Origin of the sequence: Limnohabitans sp. Jir72 (assembly GCF_003063575.1) — a bacterium.
Lineage (GTDB): Bacteria > Pseudomonadota > Gammaproteobacteria > Burkholderiales > Burkholderiaceae_C > Limnohabitans_A.
This window is the reverse complement of record NZ_NESC01000001.1, coordinates 529,632-549,861: the sequence shown is the minus strand read 5'-3', so window position 1 is coordinate 549,861 and position 20,230 is coordinate 529,632. Positions and strand designations below refer to the sequence as shown.

The window sequence follows — 20,230 nt, the reverse complement described above, 5'->3', positions numbered from 1 at the left end:
TTTGTCAGCGCGCTCATGCCGCCACCTCTTGGGCCGAGGGAAACAGCTGCTGCACCAAGCCCTTTTTGTGGGTCTTGAGGATGTCGAGTTCTTGGGTGGCGGCGGTGATAAGGGTGTCGAGAGACGAGAGGCAGTCGGCTATGCGTTGTTGTTCGGCTAGTGACGGCAGTGCCAGTGCGACTTTGACGAGGTCCGACTTCTTAACGTGAACAAACGAGACTTTGAACCCATGCGACTTCTTCGCGATGTCATCTTCAACTCTCGCAAGAGTCAGTAACGCAAATGGTAATTTGATCTTCCGTTCATCCATCAGGACCTTGAAGATGTGCTGATTCAGAACACCAGACGGACCATTCCAAATTCGAGCACCGAAAGATGAGCCCAGAGTCCCCGACCAAGCAAAGAGCAAATCGCCTCGCTCAACGCGGTTTCGTTCTGGCACAGGTTCCTGCGAGTAATTGAACTCGGCCGATGGATCGTTCAAATTCTGGATGCGGATGATTGGCGTCCCTGTCGGTTTCCAATCTTCTGGCTTGAAAGCATAACCATTGGTGAGGCTGAACATATCGCCAATCTTCCGAGACTCCCACTTCCCGGCGTTTTGAAACTCGGGGAAGCGCAGACGCGGGTGGGTTTCGCCTTCGTGGGGGAAGAGTTGCTGCATCAGCCCTTTTTTATGGGTCTTGAGCGCATCCACTTTGCGCGCTTGCGCAGCGATCAGTTCGTCCGCCGAACTCAGGCAGTCGGTGATTTTTTGTTGTTCGGCAGGGACTGGAAGTGCGACTGGGAACGATAGGAAAGTCTCCGCATGAATCCGTCTCGCCTTTCGACTTCCATCAGCCGTTTCTCCCAGTCTTTCGTAGAAGTCTTTTCGTTTAACGTATTCCAGTAAGAAAACGGGGCTAAGCCCTTCTGCAAAGTCAAAGCAGGGCAAATCCACCGTAGATTCGAAGTTGTCCAAGCCGGGTGGAATGATTCCAAAAGCTTGGTTTAAAAAATCTAGTTTGCTGTAAATGAATTGGCCAGCTTTACGCCGGAAATACTGGGTGTTGATGCTGCCTTGGATTGCGTCGTTCTTCTCAAAGACCCCGTTCCCCCAAAGTTTGACGGTGATCTTTTTCGCGACATTCCCCTTGCTTCCGGCCAAGCGGCTTTCACTCAGAAACTCGCCTATCTGTCGCTCCTTCCAATCTGCAGCCCCCCGAAACTCCGGAAACCGCAGTTTGGGCACCCGCATTGTTTTCTCGCCGCTCATCGCGCCAGCCTCTTGACGTGGTGATCGGCCAGCAAGCTGCGCATGGCCACGATTACCAATTCAGTGACCCTGGCAGGGCTTTTGATTGTGGCGAATTTGCCATCATTCAAAGCGGGGTTGTAGATGGACGCCCAGAAGCGCAGGAGATCCAAGGTCTTGTGGTTCATTCTTGCACCTCATCGGTGTCGTTCTGGTCATCCTCATCCCACATCTCGCGGTAGGCGTGGACGTGTCTTGTGGTGGCTTGCGGGTCCAGGGTCCAGTAGTGGCGACACAGGGTTTTAAACAGGGCCAACCCCTCTGGCAAACAGGCATGGTCTAAAAGCTGGTCAAGTGTGTGCTCGATCTGCTGCACATTGCGGCTGCCACTGCGCACCATGGCTTGGACGGTGGGCGTCAGGGCTTCAATGGTCTGTTCGTGCAGGGTTTGCAACTCGGCCATGTGCGTCTTCAACTCAGCAAGCAAGTTTTGATATGTCGAAGGGCCAGGCTTAAGGCTGTGCTGCTGGGGTACGGTCATTTCAACAAGGCCTTTCCTTGTGCGGTCAGGCGGTATTTTTGTGTAGGGCTGCGTGGTGAGTCTGGCTGGGTCATCTCCACAAAATTCTGCTGCAAGGCCGGGTTCAAATAGCCTTCTAAAAAGCTCGGGCGGTGCTTAAGGGTCAGCAACTGCATCAGCTCTTTTGCGCCTTTAGCCTCTTGCCCCAGAGCCATGCAGAGGCGACGTACTTGTTCGGTTACTTGTTCGGTTACTTGTTCGGTGACTTGCGGGGTGACTGGATCGGTTGTCTCCTCCTCATGCACCGGCCTGCTGGCCGCAAAGCTGATGCGCAAAAAGTTTTCAGTGAAGCGAAAGCACTCTGGCCCATAAAACTCGGTGATGCGCGGCAGGCCCGAGCCAAGGTGTTCGACCATCTCTAGGTCTTTGAAGACGCGCATCAGCTCTTTGTTGCGGGGGATGGAGTAGCCCTCAAAAAACTCAGCAGGGGTCAAGCCCTCAGGCAAGGCGCAGGCCGAGGTGATTTCGATGCGGTCGGCAAAGATTTCAAACTTGGGTGGCGCTTCGCGGCTGTAGTCGTTGTGGACGATGGCGTTGATCACCGCCTCGCGCATGGCCACGGGGTTCCACAGGCGCACGTCAATGCGCTCTTTGGCGGTGATGGTGCTGGCGGTTTTGTTTTCCAGCTCCAGCTTATCGAGCACGGCTTTGGTGGCTTTGATGAGTGAGCAGTAGCCGTATTCGTTGCTCTCGATCAGGTGCACGCGGTTTTTGCCTTGGTACTTGGCCACTTTGATGGACATGCCGTTTTCGTCGGCCAGCAAGTAGGCGGCGTAGTTGAGTGCGCCGTCTTCGGTGGTGAGCTCTAGGTTGGCTTTGAATTGTCGGCCCAGGGGCTTGCGCTTTTCTTCGTAGTAAATGCGCAGTTGCTCAAAGCTCAGGGTTTGGCGGTGGGCTTTGATTTTGCCAATGGAGTTGCGGGTGCGGTTGGCAAAGAGCCGCTCAATCATGGCGGTGGGCATGGGCTCGGCGGCGCTGCCCACGCGTACAAAGCAGCCTTTTTCACTGAGGCCATATTTCTTTTTGGCATAGGGCTTTTCGCTGCCGCTGGCCACGATGACCTTGATACAGTGCACGCCCTTTGGGCCCTCTTCTTCGAGCACATCAAACAAGCCCATGGCCGAAGGGCTGATGTTGTTTTTGATGCGGTCTTTGATTTTGAGCATGTCGCCATCCACATCGGCCACACCGACGCGTTGGCCGGTGTTATCTACACCGATGTAGATGAAGCCGCCTTCGTGGCTGTTCAGGAAGGCGACGACTTCTTTTTCGAGGTCGAGCTCGGGGGTGAGCTCGCGCTTGAGTTCAACGCGGTGGTTTTCATGCAGAGGTTCAATGCTCATACGCACGCAAGCCAGAAATTTCGCGCCCTTGGGCGCGTTTGGTCAGCAACGGAATCAGCTCGATCATCAATGCGGTCTCTGCTTGGGCACGGGCTTTCCAGCCCAAATCAAGTGGGGTCATCAGGTCAGTCAAGGCGTCGGCGTCCAAAATCATGCGCTGCAAGATGCTGTCCACAAAGGCTTGCAATGCGTCGGAGGCCAAGCCGTTTTGGGTGGCAATGACCGACAGCTCAGCGCTGTCTTTTTCTTTTTTGAATCGTGCGTAGCCATCGCGGATAGACGTTTCGCTCAAGCCCTCGCCCACTTTGAGGGTGGCAATGTAAGCGGCAATGTCGTCGCGCTCGTTCATGAACTTGGCGTCGGCGCTGATAAGGCCAATCAGCTCTTCTCGGCTCATCTTCTGCTTGCCTGGCGCTTGGCTAGAGAAGCGCGACATGAGGCCCACGATGTAGTCGTAGTCGATGACGGCGCTGGCAAACAGCACAAACTCAAAGTCGAGCTGGTCTACCTCGTCGGTCGTGTTGCCATCATCTTGGCTGGACTTGTCTTGCTGCTGTTTGAGACGCTGTGCAGTTTCGAGGTATGCACCTCTAAAGCCTTGCTGCACTTCGCTGGGCAAGATTTGCTCGATGGCGGCGGCGTTGTCTGGCGTGAGGTCGGTGTATTGGTCGAGCTGGGTTTTGAGGCGCTGCACTTCTTTGAATTTCTTCACAAAGGCGGCGCGGGCATCGTCGCCCTTGAGGTTGGGCACCGCTTCGGGCGCACAGGTCAAGCCTTGTGATTGCATGAATTCGGCCAGCTCTTGCACAGCGGTTTGCAGCTTGTCGATGACCACAGGGGCTTTGTCCACAAGCCAGATTTCGCGGGCTTTCTCATCGCTCTTTTCGCCAGAGAACAATGCAATGGCGGCATCCACCGCGTCTTTTTGCGAGCGGAAGTCGAGGATGTTGCCGTAGGGCTTGGTGCCGTTCAGCACGCGGTTGGTGCGCGAGAACGCCTGTATCAAGCCATGGTGCTTGAGGTTTTTGTCCACATACAGGGTGTTGAGGTATTTGCTGTCAAAGCCGGTCAGCAGCATGTCCACCACGATGGTGATGTCAATCTTCTTTGCGGCTGGGTAGTCGGTATTGGGCCACTGCTGGTCTTTGATGCGCTTTTGAACGTCTTGGTAATACAGGTCAAACTCGCTCAGCTGGTGGTCGGTGCCAAAGCGGGTGTTGTAGTCGGCAAGAATAGCTTTGAGCGCGGCTTTTTTGCCTTCGGGGTCTTGCTCGTTGTTGGCTTTTTCAGTTGGCAGGTCTTCTTGAATTTGCTGCACATCAGCGTTACCTTCTGCAGGCGGTGAAAACACGCAAGCAATGTTTAGAGGCATAAAGTCAGGCTCAGTCTTTTGCTTGGCAGTCTGTGCTTCTTTAAACAATGCGTGGTACTCAATGGCGTCGTTGATGCTGGCGGTGGCCAGCACAGCGTTAAAGCGGCGGCCTGCGGTGGCGGTGTCGTGCTTGGCCAAGATGGCGTCAATCACGGCTTTCTTAGCCAGCGCCTCGCCGGGCTTGGGTACGTTCTTACCTTCGGGCTTGAAGTAGTCCACATGAAAGCGCAGCACGTTGGTGTCTTCAATGGCGTGGGTGATGGTGTAGGCGTGCAGCTGCTTTTGAAAGATGTCTTCAGTCGTACGCAGGCTGGCTTGCTCGTCTTCAATCTGGGTGCGGCTGGCGTTGTCTTCAAAAATGGGCGTGCCGGTAAAGCCAAACAACTGAGCCTTGGGGAAAAAGGCTTTGATGGCTTTGTGGTTCTCGCCAAACTGCGAGCGGTGGCATTCGTCAAAGATAAAAACAATGCGCTTGTCTTGCAGGGGCGCGAGCTGTTCTTTGTAAGAGGCTTGGCCACTGTGGGTGCGTTGCAGTGCTTTAGAACGGTGGCGCTTGCTGTTGTCGTCCAGCGCCAAGCCCAGCTTTTGGATGGTGGTGACGATGACCTTGTCGGCGTAGTCGTCAGACAGCAGGCGGCGCACCAAACTGGCGGTGTTGGTGTTTTCTTCGACGCAGTTTTCTTGGAAGCGGTTGAACTCTTCGCGGGTTTGCCGGTCCAAGTCTTTGCGGTCCACCACAAAGAGGCATTTCTCAATGTCGGGGTTGTCTTTGAGCAGGGTGGAGGCTTTGAACGAGGTAAGCGTTTTGCCGCTGCCCGTGGTGTGCCAGATGTAGCCGTTGCCAGAGTTGTCGTGAATGCAGTCCACGATGGCCTTGACGGCGTACACCTGATAGGGCCGCATCATGAGCAGCTTTTGCTCGCTGGCCACCAGCACCATGTAGCGGCTGATGGTTTCGCCCAGCGTGCATTTGGGCAAAAACTTCTGGGCGAAGTCATCGAGGTGGTTGATCTTGGTGTTGGCTTCGTCGGCGAACTGATAGATGGGCAAGAAGCGCTCGTCTGCGTTGAATGCAAAGTGGCGCGTGTTGTTGTTGGCGAAGTAATAGGTGTTGGTGCGGTTGCTGACGATGAACAACTGCAAGAAGCACAGCAAGGTTTTGCTATAGCCGTTGCCCGGATCGTTTTTGTACTCAACGATCTGCTCCATGGCGCGGCGCGGATTGACGGTGAGCGTCTTCAGCTCCACTTGTACGCAGGGCACCCCGTTGATGAGGATGAGCACGTCATAGCGGTGGTGGCTGTAGTCGGTGTTGATGCGCAGCTGGTTAACCACCTCAAAGGTGTTTTTGCACCAGTCTTTGATATTGATCAAGGTGTAGTGGAGCGGCGTGCCGTCGTCACGCGTGAATGAGTTGCGCTCGCGCAAGGTGCGGGCGGCTGTGAAAACGTCGGCGGTGACGATGTCTTCTAAAAGGCGTTTGAACTCCGCATCGCTGAGGTTGACGCGGTTGAGCTCTTGGAATTTTTCGCGGAAGTTTTGCTCCAGGGCTGCGCGGTCGCGGATGTCGTCTCGGTAGGTGTATTTGAGGCTCTGCAGCTTGCCGATGAAGCCGTATTCAATCTGCTCTTCTTTGACGCCGTGACGGGCTGTACCAGATGACTGGTCATAGCTGAATTGGGTTGGGGTCATGGGCAGGTAGGGCGATGAGTCTTGAATGGTGGGCGACTCCGTGGGGAAGTCGTGCAAAGCACAATGATTTTAGGGGCTGAGGCTAGGCGATAAGCCTGATTTTTAATAAATTTAGAGTCATTTTTTCGGAACGAAATTGAACAGATTTGCCAGTAAATCTGTTTGCTCAAAAAGCTGTTGGCGTTTGTCTCGGGCGTTGTGTGCCCACGTGTTGAATGTTTCAGTGCTCAACGCGGTTAATTCGCCAATTTCGATCCCATTCCAAACCCGATGCGCCTTTCGCAGGCTCTGCGGCGCCTGCATCCACTCCAAAAACGCTTCCAGCTTGGCATGGTGCGCGTTGTCATCCTGTGGGTAGATGTGCCAGATGAAGGGCTGGCCAGCCCACAGCGCCCGCACCAGCGAGTCTTCACCGCGCACAAAGTTGAGGTCGCAGGCCCGCAGCATCTCGTCGAAGCCGTTTTGGTCGGTGTAGGGCAGGGCGCTCCAGCTCGGTTGCACAGGCATGTGGTCCAGCGCTTGTTGCACGGCAGCCAGCGGACGGCCGGGGGTGACCAGCAGGTGGTGGGGCGTGCCGACCAGCTGGGTGAGCAGTTGGGGCAGGGCGGTGGGTTCGTAGCAAAACAGGCTGATCAGCAGGCCGTCCGGTGCCAGGCTTGGGGCGTGCTTTTGACGCCAGGCTGCTCGGTCGAAGCGCTGTTGTCTGTCCAGCAGATCGGTTTCCCGCAGCAGGCCGCCGGTGTTGTCGGTGAAGCCCGGATAAAAGAAGGTTTTGGTCCAACCCTTGGCCGGGCCGCTCATCACCGGCGAAGGCATCTTGTGCATGCGGGGCACCCAGTCTTCGGCGCTCAGGTATTCGAGGTTGATCCAGGCGGGTTGGTGCTGGCGAGTTGCGACACCGTGGGCGACAAAAGCTTCGGGCAGTGTGCAGCCAAAGGCTTCGATCCAAACATCAGCTGGTTGCAAGCTGGTCAGTACTTCGCTTTGGCTGGCAGCGGTCCATGCCAGGACCTCCAAATTCGCCAGCTCATGTGCTTCGGGGGCCATCCAACTCAGGGCCGAGGCGTCGTCCACCCACAGGCGCACCGACTGGCCTTGCGCCAGCAGTTGGCGCGTGAGGCGCCAGCAAACGCCCAGGTCGCCATGGTTGTCAATGACGGTGCAAAAAATGTCCCAGAGGCGGTGCGTCTTCATGGGAGGAGATTGTCGGGGCAAAGTGTTTCCCCGTCACAATACGCGCCATGACAGCGGCACACGACGAATCCTTGCTGGCCCAGGTGGCCGCGCTCCCGGCTTTGCCGGGGGTGTATCGCTATTTCGATGCGCAAGGCAACGTGCTGTATGTGGGCAAGGCCAAGCAGCTGAAAAAGCGGGTGTCGAGCTATTTCCAGAAGGACCACGGTGGCACGCGCATTGGCCACATGGTCAGCAAGATCGCCCGCATGGAGACCACGGTGGTGCGCTCCGAGGCCGAGGCCCTGCTGCTGGAAAACAACTTGATCAAGACGCTCAACCCGCGCTTCAACATCCTGTTCAGAGACGACAAGACTTACCCGTATTTGAAGTTGACCGGCAACGGCACCCTGCATTTGAAGGCTGTAGAAGGTGCGCCCGAGCCGCAGACCTTTCCCCGTGTGGCTTATTACCGGGGCTCTGTTGAGAAGAAGCACCGCTACTTTGGGCCGTTTCCGAGTGCTTGGGCGGTCAAGGAATCGATTCAACTTTTGCAAAAGGTGTTTCGCCTGCGCACCTGTGAAGACACCGTCTTTGCCAACCGCAGTCGGCCCTGTCTGTTGTATCAGATCAAGCGTTGCTCGGGCCCCTGCGTGAACTTGATCAGCCCGCAAGGCTATGCCGACGATGTGAAGCACGCCGAGCGCTTTTTGAAGGGCGAGACCCAAGCCCTGCTGCAAGAGATGGAGGCCCGGATGATGGCGCACGCCGAGCGGCTGGAGTTCGAGCTGGCCGCCGAGGTGCGCAACCAGATGTCGGCGCTGTCCAAGGTGCTGCACCAGCAATCGGTGGACACGGGCACCGACACCGATGTGGACATTTTGGCGGTGCGCGTGCAAGGCGGCCGTGCTTGCGTGAACCTGGCCATGGTGCGCGGCGGGCGGCATTTGGGCGACCGGGCTTATTTTCCGGCGCATGTGGAAGATGCCCACGCCTTGCAGGCCGTTGAAGAGGATGCGGAAACACAGCGCCCGTTGGAGCAGCAAGTGCTGGAGGCTTTTTTGGCGCAGCATTACATCGGCATCCCGATGCCTGCCGCGCTCATCACCAGCGTGGCGGTGGACAAGTCGCTGATCGAAGCCTTGTCTCAGCAGGCGGGTTACAAGATTTCTGCGGTGCACAACCCACGCGAGCAGCGCCGGGTGTGGCTTTCGATGAGCGAGAAAAACGCAGACATCCAGCTGGCGCGCTTGCTGGCCGAAGAGGGCTCGCAGCAGGCCCGCACCCGGGCGCTGGCCGATGCGCTCGACCTGGCACCGGACGATTTAGACGCCCTGCACATCGAGTGTTTCGACATCTCTCACACGGCGGGCGAGAACACGCAGGCTTCGTGCGTGGTGTTTCGCCAGCACAAGATGCAAAGCAGCGAGTACCGCCGCTACAACATCGAGGGCATCACGCCCGGCGACGATTACGCGGCCATGCGCCAGGTGCTCATGCGCCGCTACGGCAAGCTGGCCGAGGCCATGCGCTCGGCCGAGGGCACGGCCCGTTTGCCCGACTTGGTGCTGATCGACGGCGGCAAGGGCCAGGTGTCCATGGCCCGCGAGGTGTTCACCCAGCTGGGGCTGGACTTGTCACACATCGTAGGCGTCGAAAAAGGCGAGGGCCGCAAGGTGGGCCTGGAAGAGCTGGTGTTTGCCGATGGCCGCGAGAAGGTTTACTTGGGCAAGGACTCGGCCGCCCTGATGCTGGTCGCGCAGATCCGAGACGAGGCCCACCGCTTTGCCATCACCGGCATGCGGGCCCAGCGCGCCAAGGTGCGCATGGGCGGCAGCAAGATCGAAGAAATCCCCGGTATCGGGCCGCGCAAGCGGGCTCGCCTGTTGCAGCGCTTTGGTGGCGTGCGGGGCGTGGAGGGCGCCAGCGTGGAGGACTTGGCTGGGGTCGAGGGCATTTCACGCGAGCTGGCCGAGACGATTTACCAGGCCCTGCACTGAAGGTCGCCCGCTTGTCAGAGAAATGCCAAAGAGCCGTGCCACAATGAGAGCCATGTTTTTCACGATTCCAACCCTCATGACCTGGACGCGCATCGTCGCGATTCCCTTGATCGTGGGGGTCTATTACTGGCCGGGTTTGTCCATGGCCACGCAGAACCTGATCGCCACGTCGATGTTCGTGGTGTTTGCCATCACCGACTGGCTCGATGGTTACTTGGCACGCAAGCTCAATCAGGCTTCGGCCTTTGGCGCTTTCCTCGATCCGGTGGCGGACAAGTTTTTGGTCTGCGCCGCTTTGCTGGTGCTGGTGCACATGCACCGGGTGCATGTGCTGATTGCACTGGTCATCATTGGGCGTGAAATCGCGATTTCTTCGCTGCGCGAGTGGATGGCCCAGATCGGCGCAGGCAAGAGCGTGGCGGTACACATGGTGGGCAAGCTCAAGACCACGGTGCAGATGGTGGCCATTCCTTTCTTGCTCTACGACGGCATGTTGTTCGGAGCGATCGACACCCGCGACTGGGGCGCTGTGTTGATCCTGATTGCCGCCGTGCTGACGATTTGGTCGATGGTGTATTACATGCAAAAGGCCCTGCCTGAAATCCGGGCACGGGTCAAATGAGCGCACATTCTCAGACGACGGCGTGGATCAAGGCCATGCCGGTGGTGTTTGTGCTGATCTGGAGCACGGGTTTCATCGTGGCCCGATTCGGCATGCCTTATGCCCCGCCATTCAGCTTTTTGCTGATGCGCTATCTGTTTTCCATCGTCTGTTTCCTGATCTGGATTGGTTTGGCCCGTGTGGCTTGGCCGCATGACCGTGGGCAATGGCTGCATCTGGCGGTCACGGGTGTCTTGATGCACGCCGGCTACCTCGGTGGCGTGTGGGCCGCCGTCAAGGCGGGCATGGGCTCGGGTTTGTCTTCGCTGATTGTGGGCTTTCAGCCGGTGCTGACCGCGATCTGGTTGTCCTGGAGCTTGCGCAGTTCAGGCCAGCCCGGCGTGACGCCGCGCCAGTGGGCGGGGCTTTCGCTTGGCTTTGCCGGGCTGTTGATGGTGGTTTGGCGCAAGTTGACTTTGGGCTCGGCCATGGACCATGTGACACCCGTCAACATGGCTTTTGCCATTGGGGCGATGTTCAGCATCACGATTGGCACCCTCTACCAAAAACGGTTTGTGCAGCCTTGCGATGTGCGCACGGCCAATACGGTGCAACTGATGGCGGCTTTGGCTGTGACTTTGCCGCTGGCTTGGGCTGAGCCTGAAATCATCCGCTGGAATGCCGAATCCATCGGGGCCATGGCCTGGGCCGTGCTGGGGTTGACCTTGGGCGGCAGCTCGCTGCTCTATATCCTGATCCAGCGCGGCGCTGCGGCATCGGTGTCCAGCCTGATGTACATGGTGCCGCCGACCACGGCCATCGTTGCTTGGATCTTGTTTGGCGAGACCATCACCGCCGCGACGATTGCGGGCACCGCTTTGACGGCACTGGGCGTCAGCCTCGTGGTGCGGCCCGCTCGGCGCTGATCACCTTCCAGGGCTCTTGGCGAAAGCGCTCTGCCAGAAATTCCTGAAGCAAGCGAATGCGCAAAGGCATTTGCGAGCGGTAGGGTGCCAGCCAGTGGATGTGGGCATCGTGCATCGCACAGTCAGGCAAGACCCGGACCAGTTGACCGCTGGCCAATTGCGGCGCGATGTCCCACAGGCTGCGCAGCATGATGCCTTGCCCGGCCAAGCACCAGTCGCGCACCATCTCGCCTGAGTTGCTGGACAGAGGACCTTTGACTGGGATGTGCAGGGGGCGGGCAGAGCCTTCGCGTGTCAGTCGCCATTCATCAAAGCGCTGGCCTTGCCCGGTTTCGCCGCCGTTTTCGCGCACGACCAAGCATTGGTGTTGTGACAGCTCCTCTGCCGAGTGCGGTGTCCCGTACAGGTGCAGATAGGTGGGCGCCGCCGCCAGGACGCGTTGGTTGGGGGCGAGTTTGCGTGAGATCCACTCGGCTGCAATCTGTGCGGGTGGATTCCACAGCCAAATGGCGGCATCAAAGCTTTCGTTGGCCAGATCGGGCAAACGTTCGGAAAGCTGCAACTCGATCTGCACCTGTGGGCAGCGTTGCTGAAATTCGGCCAGCAGCGGCCCGAGCCACAGCCTGCCAAAACCAAAGCTGCTGACCATGCGGATGGGGCCGGAGGGCTCGCTTTGGCGCTCGCGCAGTTCATTTTCGATGGCGGCAAAGCCTAGCAGCAACTCGGTGGCGCGGTCGCACAGGGCGTGGCCTTCCGTGGTTGGGCTCACCCGGCGGGTGGTGCGCTGAAACAGCCGTACACCCAGGTGCGCTTCCAGTGCCGCCAAGCGCTTGGTCACCACAGGTGGGGCCAGTTGCAAGGCCCGGGCGGCTTTGCTGAGGCTGCCGTGCTGCCTCACGGCCAATGCCAATTCAAGATCAGAACGGTCCAATTGTTTTCTTTTTGTGAATAATCAATTGCCTGATTATTGCTGTTTTGACGGGTAAGCTGTGCACATGTTGGAAAGTTTCAAATCCCTCACGGTCGAGCGCCAAGGCGTGCAGTTGCACACCCGCGCGGCAGGTGAGGGGCCGCCTTTGTTGTTGCTGCACGGCCATCCTCAAAGCATGGCCATGTGGCACCGTGTGGCGCCTGTGTTGGCGCAAACGCATCGGGTGGTGTTGATGGACTTGCGCGGTTACGGCGATTCATCGCGCCCTGAGGCCGATGCCGCCCACACCAAGCACAGCAAGCGTGAGATGGCGCTGGACGCCTTGGCGGTGATGAAAGCCCATGGTTTTGAGCGCTTTGATGTGTTGGCCCATGACCGGGGTGCCCGGGTGGCTCACCGCTTGGCGGTCGATGCACCCGTTGCCGTCAAGCGCCTGCTGCTTTTGGACATCGCGCCCACATTGGCGATGTACGAAAACACCAGCGAAGCGTTTGCCCGGGCCTATTGGCATTGGTTTTTCATGATTCAACCCTCGCCACTGCCCGAAGCCTTGATCGAGTCCAGTCCCACCCGCTATGTGCGCAGCGTGATGGGTGGGCGCCATGCGGGCTTGGCCCCGTTCGCGCCCGAGGCGCTGGCCGAATACGAGCGCTGCGCCGCTTTGCCGGGCACGGCCCAATCGATTGCCGAAGATTACCGCGCCAGTGCCTCGCTCGACTTGGAACATGACCGCGCCGATGTGGCCGTCGGCCGCCTGTTGCAACAGCCCTTGCGTGTGCTGTGGGGTCAACATGGCGCGGTCGGGCGCTGTTTTGATGTGCTGGCCCTGTGGCGCGAGCGCGCCGCTCAGGTGACAGGCCGCGAGATCGATTGCGGCCACTATCTTGCCGAAGAAGCCCCCGAGCAGGTCCTTGCCGAGGCACAAGCATTTTTCACCCATTCACAGTCTGATTGACAAGGAGCATCCCATGAGCAAGAAACACCGCATCGCCGTCATCGCAGGCGATGGCATTGGCAAAGAAGTCATGCCCGAGGGCCTGCGCGTGATGGACGCGGCAGCGCGCAAATTTGGCATTGACTTGCAGTTTGACCACTTCGATTTTTCGAGCTGGGACTATTGCGAAAAGCACGGCAAGATGCTGCCCGACGACTGGAAGGACCAGATCGGTGGGCACGACGCGATCTATTTTGGCGCGGTGGGCTGGCCCGAGAAGATCGCCGACCACGTGTCGCTGTGGGGTTCGCTGCTTTTGTTTCGCCGTGAGTTTGACCAGTACATCAACCTGCGTCCTGCGCGTTTGATGCCCGGCATCATCGCCCCCGTGGTGCGCAAGGACGGCAGCCGCCGCGAGCCCGGCGAGATCGACATGTACATCGTGCGCGAAAACACCGAAGGCGAATACTCCAGCGTGGGCGGACGCATGTTCCCCGGTACTGAGCGCGAGATCGTGATGCAGGAAAGCATCATGACCCGCATCGGCGTGGACCGTGTGCTGAAATTTGCTTTTGAGTTGGCGCAAACGCGCCCCAAAAAGCACCTCACCAGCGCCACCAAGTCCAACGGCATCGCGATCACCATGCCCTATTGGGACGAGCGCGTGGCCGAGATGGCCAAGGCTTACCCTGGCATCAACGTGGACAAGTTCCACATCGACATCTTGACCGCGCACTTTGTGCAGCGCCCCGACTTTTTTGATGTGGTGGTGGCCAGCAACCTGTTTGGCGACATCCTGAGTGATCTGGGCCCTGCCTGCACAGGCACGATCGGCATCGCTCCCAGCGCCAACCTGAATCCCGACCGCAAGTTCCCATCGCTGTTCGAGCCTGTGCACGGCTCGGCGCCTGACATTGCGGGCAAAGGCATTGCCAACCCGATTGGTCAGATTTGGTGCGGTGCCATGATGCTGGAGTTCCTCGGTTACAAGGCCGCTCACGATGCGGTCCTGGCCACCATCGAAAAGGTGCTAGCCCCTGGCAGTGGTGCACCGCGCACACCGGACCTGGGCGGCTCCGGCAAGACCACCGATGTTGGCCGGGCCATCGCCGAGGCGCTTTGATCAGATGGCAACTTCAGGCCTTTTTAAAGAAGTGTCTGGCGGGTAAAAAATATCCATCGCGCTTTGGCCTGTTTGTGATTTCACGGCTAGAATTCCAGCCGCGGTGCTTATTCATGGTGCGCTTGGATTGACAGTGCCAATGGGGCCGGTTTCCAATGAAGTCAGCCCCGAATGCCAAGAAAATTAAACCTGACATTGATACTGTCAGTATGCATTTCAATCAACACCTGTCTGTCCGGTATGCAACTTCAAGAGGTTTCTTGTGAACAAAACTGAATTGATCGAACACATTGCCAAACAAGCGGATCTTTCCAAGGCAGCTGCAGGCCGTGCATTGGAAGCGACCATCGGTGCTGTGCGCACAACCCTGAAAAAGGGCGATACGGTTTCTTTGGTGGGTTTCGGTACTTTTGCAGTGGGTAAACGTGCCGCGCGCACGGGGCGCAATCCACGCACGGGCGCTGCGATTAAAATCAAGTCAGCCAAGATACCAAAGTTCCGTCCAGGCAAAGCCCTCAAGGATGCTTTGAACTGATTTCACTTTTTTCAGGTGGGGCGCTTAGCTCAGTTGGTAGAGCGGCTCCTTTACACGGAGTAGGTCGGCGGTTCGAGACCGTCAGCGCCCACCACCACAAAAAGTAAAGGCGAACAGGTTGTTCGCCTTTTTTATTGATAAACCGAGACTTCGAACATGTTTGATTCCATCCGCAATCACTCCAAAATTTTGATGGGATTGCTGTTTTTGCTGGTCATTCCATCTTTTGTCTTGTTTGGCATCGACAGCTACAGCCGCTTTTCGGACCAAGGTGAGCCTGTGGCCAAAGTTGGGGGCAACAAGATCACGCAAGGTGAATGGGATGCAGCGCATCAACGCGAAGTCGAGCGCATCCGTGTTTCTGTGCCCAATTTGGATCCTAAACAACTGGATTCGGCTGAAGCACGGTATGCCACTTTGGAGCGAATGGTTAACGATCGTGTGATTTCGGAAGCCGCTACAAAGCAACTGTTGATCACCAGCGATCAGCGCTTGGCGCGCTATCTGCAGCAAGACCCCACAATTGCTGGTTTGCGTGGGTCTGATGGCAAATTGGACATGGAGCGTTATCGGCAATTGGCCGCCAGCCAAGGCATGACTCCCGAGATGTTCGAAGCCAAAGTGCGAAATGATTTGTCGGCACAACAGGTGCTGGCCGGTTTGCGCGACTCTGCTTTTGCGTCACAGCGGCAGACCGATACGGCCCTGGATGCCTATTTGCAGCGCCGAGAAATCCAGATTCAGAAATGGAGCCCTGCTGATTTTGCTGCCAAGGTTGAAGTCGCGGATGCCGATCTCGAGAAGTTTTACCAAGCTCAGGCAGAGCGTTTCCGATCTGTGGAAAGTGCGGACATTGAATACTTGGTTTTGGATACGGCTGCTTTGCAGAAAAGTATCAACTTGGCTGAACAGGATCTGAAAACTTATTACGAGCAAAATGTGCAGCGTTTGGCTGGACAGGAGCAACGTCGTGCAAGTCACATCCTGATCACTGCAGCCAAAGACGCGCCTGCCGGTGATCGTTTGAAAGCGCGTGCCAAGGCAGATGAGCTGCTGGCCGTGGTTCGCAAGAATCCCAAAACCTTCGCAGAAGTGGCCCGAAAGAATTCCCAGGATACAGGCTCTGCCACCAAAGGCGGTGACCTGGACTTTTTTGCACGAGGTGCCATGGTGAAGCCTTTTGAAGAAGCCACTTTTGCGCTTCAAAAAGGCGATATCAGCGATGTGGTGGAATCAGATTTTGGTTTCCACATCATTCAGTTGACCGACATCAAAGCACCCAAGACCCCGAGCTTTGAAGCCATGCGACCGCAATTGGAGGCAGATTTGCGCAAGCAACAAGCTCAGCGTCAATTTTCAGAGCAGGCAGAAACATTCAGCAACAGCGTTTATGAACAAGCCGACAGCTTCAAACCCATTGCTGAACGACTCAAACTGAACGTGCAGCAGGCCCAAGGGCTGACCCGCTTGCCTGCAGCTGGTGCGCAAGGACTTTTGGCCAATCCGAAGTTGCTGCAAGCCGTATTCGCCGAAGATGCTGTGAACAAGCGACGCAATACAGCAGCCGTAGAAGTTTCGCCTAACACCCTGGTGTCTGCCCGCGTCGTGGCATACCGTCCTGCAGCGGTACGTCCATTCGCCGAAGTGAAAGAAGAAGTGCGTCGTCAGTTTGTGCAGGAGAGATCAGCGCAATTGGCGAAGGAGGAAGGACAGGCCAAACTGGCTTTATGGAAAGAGCAGCCCTCGCAAGGACAGTTTGGGTCATCTGTGACAGTGTCAAGGGATCAGGCGCAAGCGCAACCTCAAGCGCTGTTGGATGCAGTGCTGCGCGCTGACCCAGCCCATTTGCCTGCAGTGGTGGGTGTCGATTTGGGCGCGCAAGGTTACGTGTTGGCGCGTGTCAACAAATTGGTCCCTCGTGACGCATCTTCAGCACAACAAGTGGCTCAAAGTCGCCTGCAATTGTCGGAATTGTGGGGGCAGGCTGAAACTCAGTCTTACCTGACGCATTTGAAGCAACAGCTCAAAGCTGAAATCCTGATTCAAAAACCTCAGACCAAGGGTGCTGAGACTTCAGGAAAACGCTGAAGATCAGGTTATAATTTCATCTATACGGTGGCTGTAGCTCAGTTGGTAGAGTCCAGGATTGTGATTCCTGTTGTCGTGGGTTCGAGCCCCATCAGCCACCCCAAACAAAAAAAGCCCTTGCAGCGATGCAAGGGCTTTTTTCTTGGGTGGATCGGTTCAGTTGACCATCACCAGTTTGCCTTTGACGCCACGCGATCCCATGTGGGCATACGCGGCCTTGAGGTCAGCCATGGGCATGGTGCTGTCGATGACGGGTTTGATCTTGCCCTGTCCGTACCACTGGGCCAACTCGGCCATCATGGCGGCATTGGCCTGGGGCTCGCGGCGGGCGAAGTCGCCCCAGAACACACCGACCAAAGAGGCACCCTTGAGCAAAGGCAAATTCAGGGGCAGTGTTGGAATGGGGCCACCCGCAAAGCCCACCACCAGATAACGGCCGCGCCAGGCGATGGAGCGGAAAGCCGGTTCTGCAAACTCACCACCGACCGGGTCGTAAATCACATCGGGCCCTTTGCCTTCAGTCAGGGTTTTGAGGGCATCGCGCAGGTTCGCGGTGCTGTAGTTGATGGTGGCATCGGCACCTAAGGTTTCGCACAAGGCGCATTTTTCATCGGTCGATGCGGCCGCGATCACCTTGGCCCCCATGGCTTTAGCGATCTGGATGGCTGCTGTGCCCACACCACCAGCGGCCCCGAGCACGAGCACGGTTTCACCGGCCTTGAGGGCAGCACGGTCCACCAGCGCATGGTGCGAGGTGGCGTAGGTCATGATGAAGGCTGCCGCATCGACAGCCGGAAAGCCCGGGGGCAGCGGCATGCACAGTTTGGCGGGTGCCAGGGTGTGGGTGCCAAAGCCGCCCGTGCCCGACAAGCAGGCCACCGACTGGCCCACTTTCAGGTGGGTGACGCCTTCACCCACGGCCTCGATGGTGCCTGCGTATTCGGAGCCCGGCACAAAAGGCAACTCGGGCTTCATTTGGTATTTGTTTTGGACAATCAGCAGGTCCGGAAAGTTCAGGCTGGCGGCCTCAATTTTGAGCAGAACCTGACCCGCAGCGGGGCTCGGCGTGGGCAGTTCTTTCCAGGTCAGCGCGTCTACGCCAGTGGGGTTTTCGCAAAGCCATGCGTGCATTCAATCTCTCCTGAGGTGGGTGTTTTGGACTTTGAACGATGGTAGGGATGAGCATGCTGAATTTATGTCCCCCGAGCGACCGGGATTTCGCGCTGTTTTGTCTCATCCGCCAGAGGAGGGCACTCTACAATCGGAGTCCATACTGGAACCCACATGAAAATTCTGATCTCGAACGACGATGGCTTTCGCGCAGAGGGGATCGTGGCGCTGTATGAAGCGCTTAAAACCATCGCTGATGTCGAGGTGGTCGCACCCGAGCACAACAACAGCGCCAAGTCGAACGCGCTGACCTTGCATACCCCTTTGTATGTGAACCGCGCTGAAAATGGTTTTCGTTATGTCAATGGCACACCGGCCGATTGTGTGCACATTGCTTTGACGGGGCTGCTAGGTTACCGGCCTGATCTGGTGGTCTCGGGCATCAACAATGGTGCCAACATGGGCGATGACACCTTGTATTCGGGCACCGTGGGTGCGGCCATGGAGGGCTATTTGTTTGGCATACCGGCCATGGCCGTGTCGCAAATTGAAAAAGGCTGGGCCCACGTCGACGCAGCCGCCCAGAAGGTCAAGCACTTGATCGCTCAAATGCAGTCAGGTGATTTGCTCCAAGCACAGCCCTGGTTGCTGAATGTGAACATCCCCAATTTGCCCCTTGAGAAGATCCGGTCACCCCAGTTGTGCCGTCTGGGAAGGCGCCATGCGGCTGAGCCGGTCATCACGCAGGTGGATCCCCGTGGGCAAACCATGTACTGGATCGGCAATGCAGGCCCAGCCATGGACGACAGCGAAGGCACAGACTTTCATGCCGCCAAGATGGGCCACATGGTGGTCACGCCCTTGAAAGTGGATTTGACCGAACACCACACGCTGGATGTCTGGTCGCGCGCTTTTGATCGTTTGTACATGTCGGAATCTGCATGAGTCAGCGCCCCGGTTTTCCAGCCAAATTGCCAGCAGCAGGGGGCACACGCGCCACGCGCAGCCCAGTGGTGGGCTTGGCCAAACCGTCGCATGCTGCTCACGGGCTTCAGCCTGCGCGTTCTCTTGAGGTCACTTCAGTGGTAGCTTCGGTCACCGACTCAGGGCCTTTGCGTGCCCGCATGGTCAGCAAACTGGCCGCCCAGGGTTTGCACGATCCGATGGTCTTGCAGGCCATGGGGGCGGTGGAGCGCCACCGTTTTGTGGAAACCGCTTTGGCAGTGCAAGCCTACGAAGACACCAGCCTGCCGATTGGTCTGGGGCAGACCATTTCCAAGCCCAATGTGGTGGCGCGCATGATCGAGTTGATGCGTGAAGGTGTTTCTGGCAAATTGGGCCGCATCCTCGAGATCGGCACCGGCTGTGGCTACCAGGCAGCCGTGCTCAGCCATGTGGCGACCGAGGTTTACAGCATGGAGCGCCTGCGGGGCTTGCACGAAAAAGCGAGAGAGAATTTGCGGCCCTTGCGCTTGCACAATGTTCACCTGATTTTTGGGGATGGCATGTTGGGATATCCCGCTGGTGGGCTTTACGCGGGCATTATTTCAGCTGCGGGTGGTGATGATGTTCCACAGGCTTGGCTGGACCAGCTGGCAGTGGGCGGTCGCTTGGTGGCACCCACGACCACACCCGCCGGCCATCAAGCTTTGGTGGTGATGCGTAAAACAGCCATGGGTTTTGAACGGCAAGTTCTTGAGGCTGTGCATTTTGTGCCTCTAAAATCAGGAATTGCTTGAATGAATGAATACATGTACTTTCTGAATCGTATCCATGTCGTGTTGATTGCGGTGGTTTTTGCCGTGCTGTCGGGGTGCTCGAGCTCTCCGCGTGTGATGGCTCCTGTTGAAGACCGGATGGGCGCTGGACGTCCGTCGTCTGGAAGCGTCGCGCCGCATGAGGCCGTGAAACCAACAGTGATTGTCGACAACGCGGGCAAGCCTGGTTACCACACGGTTCAGCGCGGCGACACCCTGATGCGCATAGGTTTGGACAATGGTCAGGCGTGGCGTGATTTGGCGCGCTGGAACAACCTGAGCAATCCCGATGTCATCGAAGTCGGTCAGGTCTTGCGGGTTGCGCCCCCTGGCGCTGCGGTCGAAGCCTCGGGCGTTATAGTGCGGCCCGTGACGTCAGGCGGGGAAACGCCAGCGACCACAGCATCCGCCAAGCCCGCACCTGTCAATCCTCCCGCTGCAGCCGCCGTTGCTGACGAGGGGCTGGGTTTCATCTGGCCATCGAACGGTTCTTTGATCGGCGGTTTCGACGAAGCCAAAAACAAAGGCCTGGACATTTCGGGCAAAGCGGGTGATGCCGTGCTGGCCTCGGCCGATGGCCAAGTGGTGTACGCCGGTGCCGGTCTGCGTGGTTACGGCAACTTGATCATCCTCAAACACAACAACACCTTCCTCACGGCTTACGCCCACAACCAGAAGCTGCTGGTCAAAGAAGACCAGAAGGTGCGCAAGGGCGAGAAAATCGCCGAGATGGGCAGCACCGATGCCGACCGCGTGAAGCTCCATTTCGAGGTGCGCCGTCAGGGCAAGCCGGTCGATCCGGCCAAGTTTTTGCCTGCCCGCTGAAAGACC

Annotated in this window: 18 protein-coding genes and 2 tRNA genes; 12 read left to right on the top strand and 8 right to left on the bottom strand. The window is 57.6% G+C overall.

The features are described 5' to 3' along the window. Window positions 1-13: 13 nt before the first annotated feature. From B9Z52_RS02335 to earP, 6 genes are all read right to left on the bottom strand, one after another. Window positions 14-1,255 (bottom strand): restriction endonuclease subunit S, encoded by a 1,242-nt coding sequence (locus tag B9Z52_RS02335; RefSeq protein WP_108412226.1) that lies wholly within the window; start codon window positions 1,253-1,255, stop codon window positions 14-16. Next, window positions 1,252-1,422, bottom strand: coding sequence for a hypothetical protein (locus B9Z52_RS17810; protein WP_158270495.1), 171 nt, complete (start codon window positions 1,420-1,422; stop codon window positions 1,252-1,254). The genes B9Z52_RS02335 and B9Z52_RS17810 overlap by 4 nt, the downstream gene beginning before the upstream one ends. Then, complete coding sequence (locus B9Z52_RS02330) at window positions 1,419-1,721, bottom strand: hypothetical protein (RefSeq protein WP_146182763.1); 303 nt, start codon at window positions 1,719-1,721, stop codon at window positions 1,419-1,421. Before B9Z52_RS02330 ends, B9Z52_RS17810 begins: the two co-directional genes overlap by 4 nt. 50 nt (window positions 1,722-1,771) lie before the next feature. After that, window positions 1,772-3,157 carry a Fic family protein gene (locus B9Z52_RS02325; protein WP_108412224.1) on the bottom strand — a complete coding sequence of 462 codons (1,386 nt, stop codon included), beginning with the start codon at window positions 3,155-3,157 and terminating at the stop codon, window positions 1,772-1,774. After that, the gene (locus B9Z52_RS02320; RefSeq protein ID WP_108412354.1) at window positions 3,147-6,221 is read right to left on the bottom strand and encodes a type I restriction endonuclease subunit R; all 3,075 of its coding nucleotides are present in this window, start codon (window positions 6,219-6,221) and stop codon (window positions 3,147-3,149) included. Before B9Z52_RS02320 ends, B9Z52_RS02325 begins: the two co-directional genes overlap by 11 nt. A gap of 117 nt (window positions 6,222-6,338) precedes the next feature. Beyond that, window positions 6,339-7,415, bottom strand: coding sequence for an elongation factor P maturation arginine rhamnosyltransferase EarP (gene earP, locus B9Z52_RS02315; protein ID WP_108412223.1), 1,077 nt, complete (start codon window positions 7,413-7,415; stop codon window positions 6,339-6,341). A gap of 47 nt (window positions 7,416-7,462) precedes the next feature. Here earP and uvrC point away from each other — a divergent pair, with 47 nt between their 5' ends. Genes uvrC through B9Z52_RS02300 form a run of 3 tightly spaced genes read left to right on the top strand, consistent with a single transcriptional unit; the run spans window position 7,463 to window position 10,921 of the window. Continuing rightward, the gene (uvrC, locus tag B9Z52_RS02310; RefSeq protein WP_108412222.1) at window positions 7,463-9,394 is read left to right on the top strand and encodes an excinuclease ABC subunit UvrC; all 1,932 of its coding nucleotides are present in this window, start codon (window positions 7,463-7,465) and stop codon (window positions 9,392-9,394) included. Window positions 9,395-9,446: 52 nt separating this feature from the next. After that, window positions 9,447-10,016 carry a CDP-diacylglycerol--glycerol-3-phosphate 3-phosphatidyltransferase gene (gene pgsA / locus B9Z52_RS02305; protein WP_108412353.1) on the top strand — a complete coding sequence of 190 codons (570 nt, stop codon included), beginning with the start codon at window positions 9,447-9,449 and terminating at the stop codon, window positions 10,014-10,016. Next, window positions 10,013-10,921 (top strand): DMT family transporter, encoded by a 909-nt coding sequence (locus B9Z52_RS02300; RefSeq protein WP_108412221.1) that lies wholly within the window; start codon window positions 10,013-10,015, stop codon window positions 10,919-10,921. Before pgsA ends, B9Z52_RS02300 begins: the two co-directional genes overlap by 4 nt. Here the strand turns inward: B9Z52_RS02300 and B9Z52_RS02295 are convergent. Continuing rightward, complete coding sequence (locus B9Z52_RS02295) at window positions 10,890-11,852, bottom strand: LysR family transcriptional regulator (RefSeq protein ID WP_108412220.1); 963 nt, start codon at window positions 11,850-11,852, stop codon at window positions 10,890-10,892. The genes B9Z52_RS02300 and B9Z52_RS02295 overlap by 32 nt on opposite strands. 64 nt (window positions 11,853-11,916) lie before the next feature. Here B9Z52_RS02295 and B9Z52_RS02290 point away from each other — a divergent pair, with 64 nt between their 5' ends. The 6 genes from B9Z52_RS02290 to B9Z52_RS02265 all read left to right on the top strand — a co-directional run bounded on the left by B9Z52_RS02290 (window position 11,917) and on the right by B9Z52_RS02265 (window position 16,635). Continuing rightward, window positions 11,917-12,807 (top strand): alpha/beta fold hydrolase, encoded by an 891-nt coding sequence (locus tag B9Z52_RS02290; protein WP_108412219.1) that lies wholly within the window; start codon window positions 11,917-11,919, stop codon window positions 12,805-12,807. 13 nt (window positions 12,808-12,820) lie between these two features. Further along, on the top strand, window positions 12,821-13,909 hold the full coding sequence (locus tag B9Z52_RS02285; RefSeq protein ID WP_108412218.1) for a tartrate dehydrogenase: 1,089 nt from the start codon (window positions 12,821-12,823) through the stop codon (window positions 13,907-13,909). 262 nt (window positions 13,910-14,171) lie between these two features. Continuing rightward, window positions 14,172-14,444 carry an HU family DNA-binding protein gene (locus B9Z52_RS02280; RefSeq protein ID WP_108412217.1) on the top strand — a complete coding sequence of 91 codons (273 nt, stop codon included), beginning with the start codon at window positions 14,172-14,174 and terminating at the stop codon, window positions 14,442-14,444. Window positions 14,445-14,462: 18 nt separating this feature from the next. Further along, window positions 14,463-14,538, top strand: a tRNA-Val gene (locus B9Z52_RS02275). Window positions 14,539-14,600: 62 nt separating this feature from the next. After that, entirely contained in the window at window positions 14,601-16,532 is a 1,932-nt protein-coding gene (locus B9Z52_RS02270; protein ID WP_108412216.1) for a SurA N-terminal domain-containing protein, read from the top strand. A 27-nt stretch (window positions 16,533-16,559) separates the two neighbouring features. Continuing rightward, window positions 16,560-16,635: transfer RNA gene (locus B9Z52_RS02265), tRNA-His, on the top strand. A 53-nt stretch (window positions 16,636-16,688) separates the two neighbouring features. Here B9Z52_RS02265 and B9Z52_RS02260 read toward each other — a convergent pair. Then, window positions 16,689-17,663: an NADPH:quinone oxidoreductase family protein gene (locus B9Z52_RS02260; protein ID WP_108412215.1), complete on the bottom strand. Its 975-nt coding sequence runs from the start codon at window positions 17,661-17,663 to the stop codon at window positions 16,689-16,691. Window positions 17,664-17,816: 153 nt separating this feature from the next. On the opposite strand from B9Z52_RS02260, the gene surE reads away from it, so the two are divergent. The 3 genes from surE to B9Z52_RS02245 are packed head-to-tail and all read left to right on the top strand — an operon-like array spanning window position 17,817 to window position 20,224. Continuing rightward, complete coding sequence (gene surE / locus B9Z52_RS02255; protein WP_108412214.1) at window positions 17,817-18,587, top strand: 5'/3'-nucleotidase SurE; 771 nt, start codon at window positions 17,817-17,819, stop codon at window positions 18,585-18,587. Further along, the gene (locus B9Z52_RS02250) at window positions 18,584-19,381 is read left to right on the top strand and encodes a protein-L-isoaspartate(D-aspartate) O-methyltransferase (protein WP_108412213.1); all 798 of its coding nucleotides are present in this window, start codon (window positions 18,584-18,586) and stop codon (window positions 19,379-19,381) included. Before surE ends, B9Z52_RS02250 begins: the two co-directional genes overlap by 4 nt. Further along, window positions 19,382-20,224 (top strand): peptidoglycan DD-metalloendopeptidase family protein, encoded by an 843-nt coding sequence (locus tag B9Z52_RS02245; protein WP_233251776.1) that lies wholly within the window; start codon window positions 19,382-19,384, stop codon window positions 20,222-20,224. The last annotated feature ends 6 nt before the right edge of the window (window positions 20,225-20,230 follow it).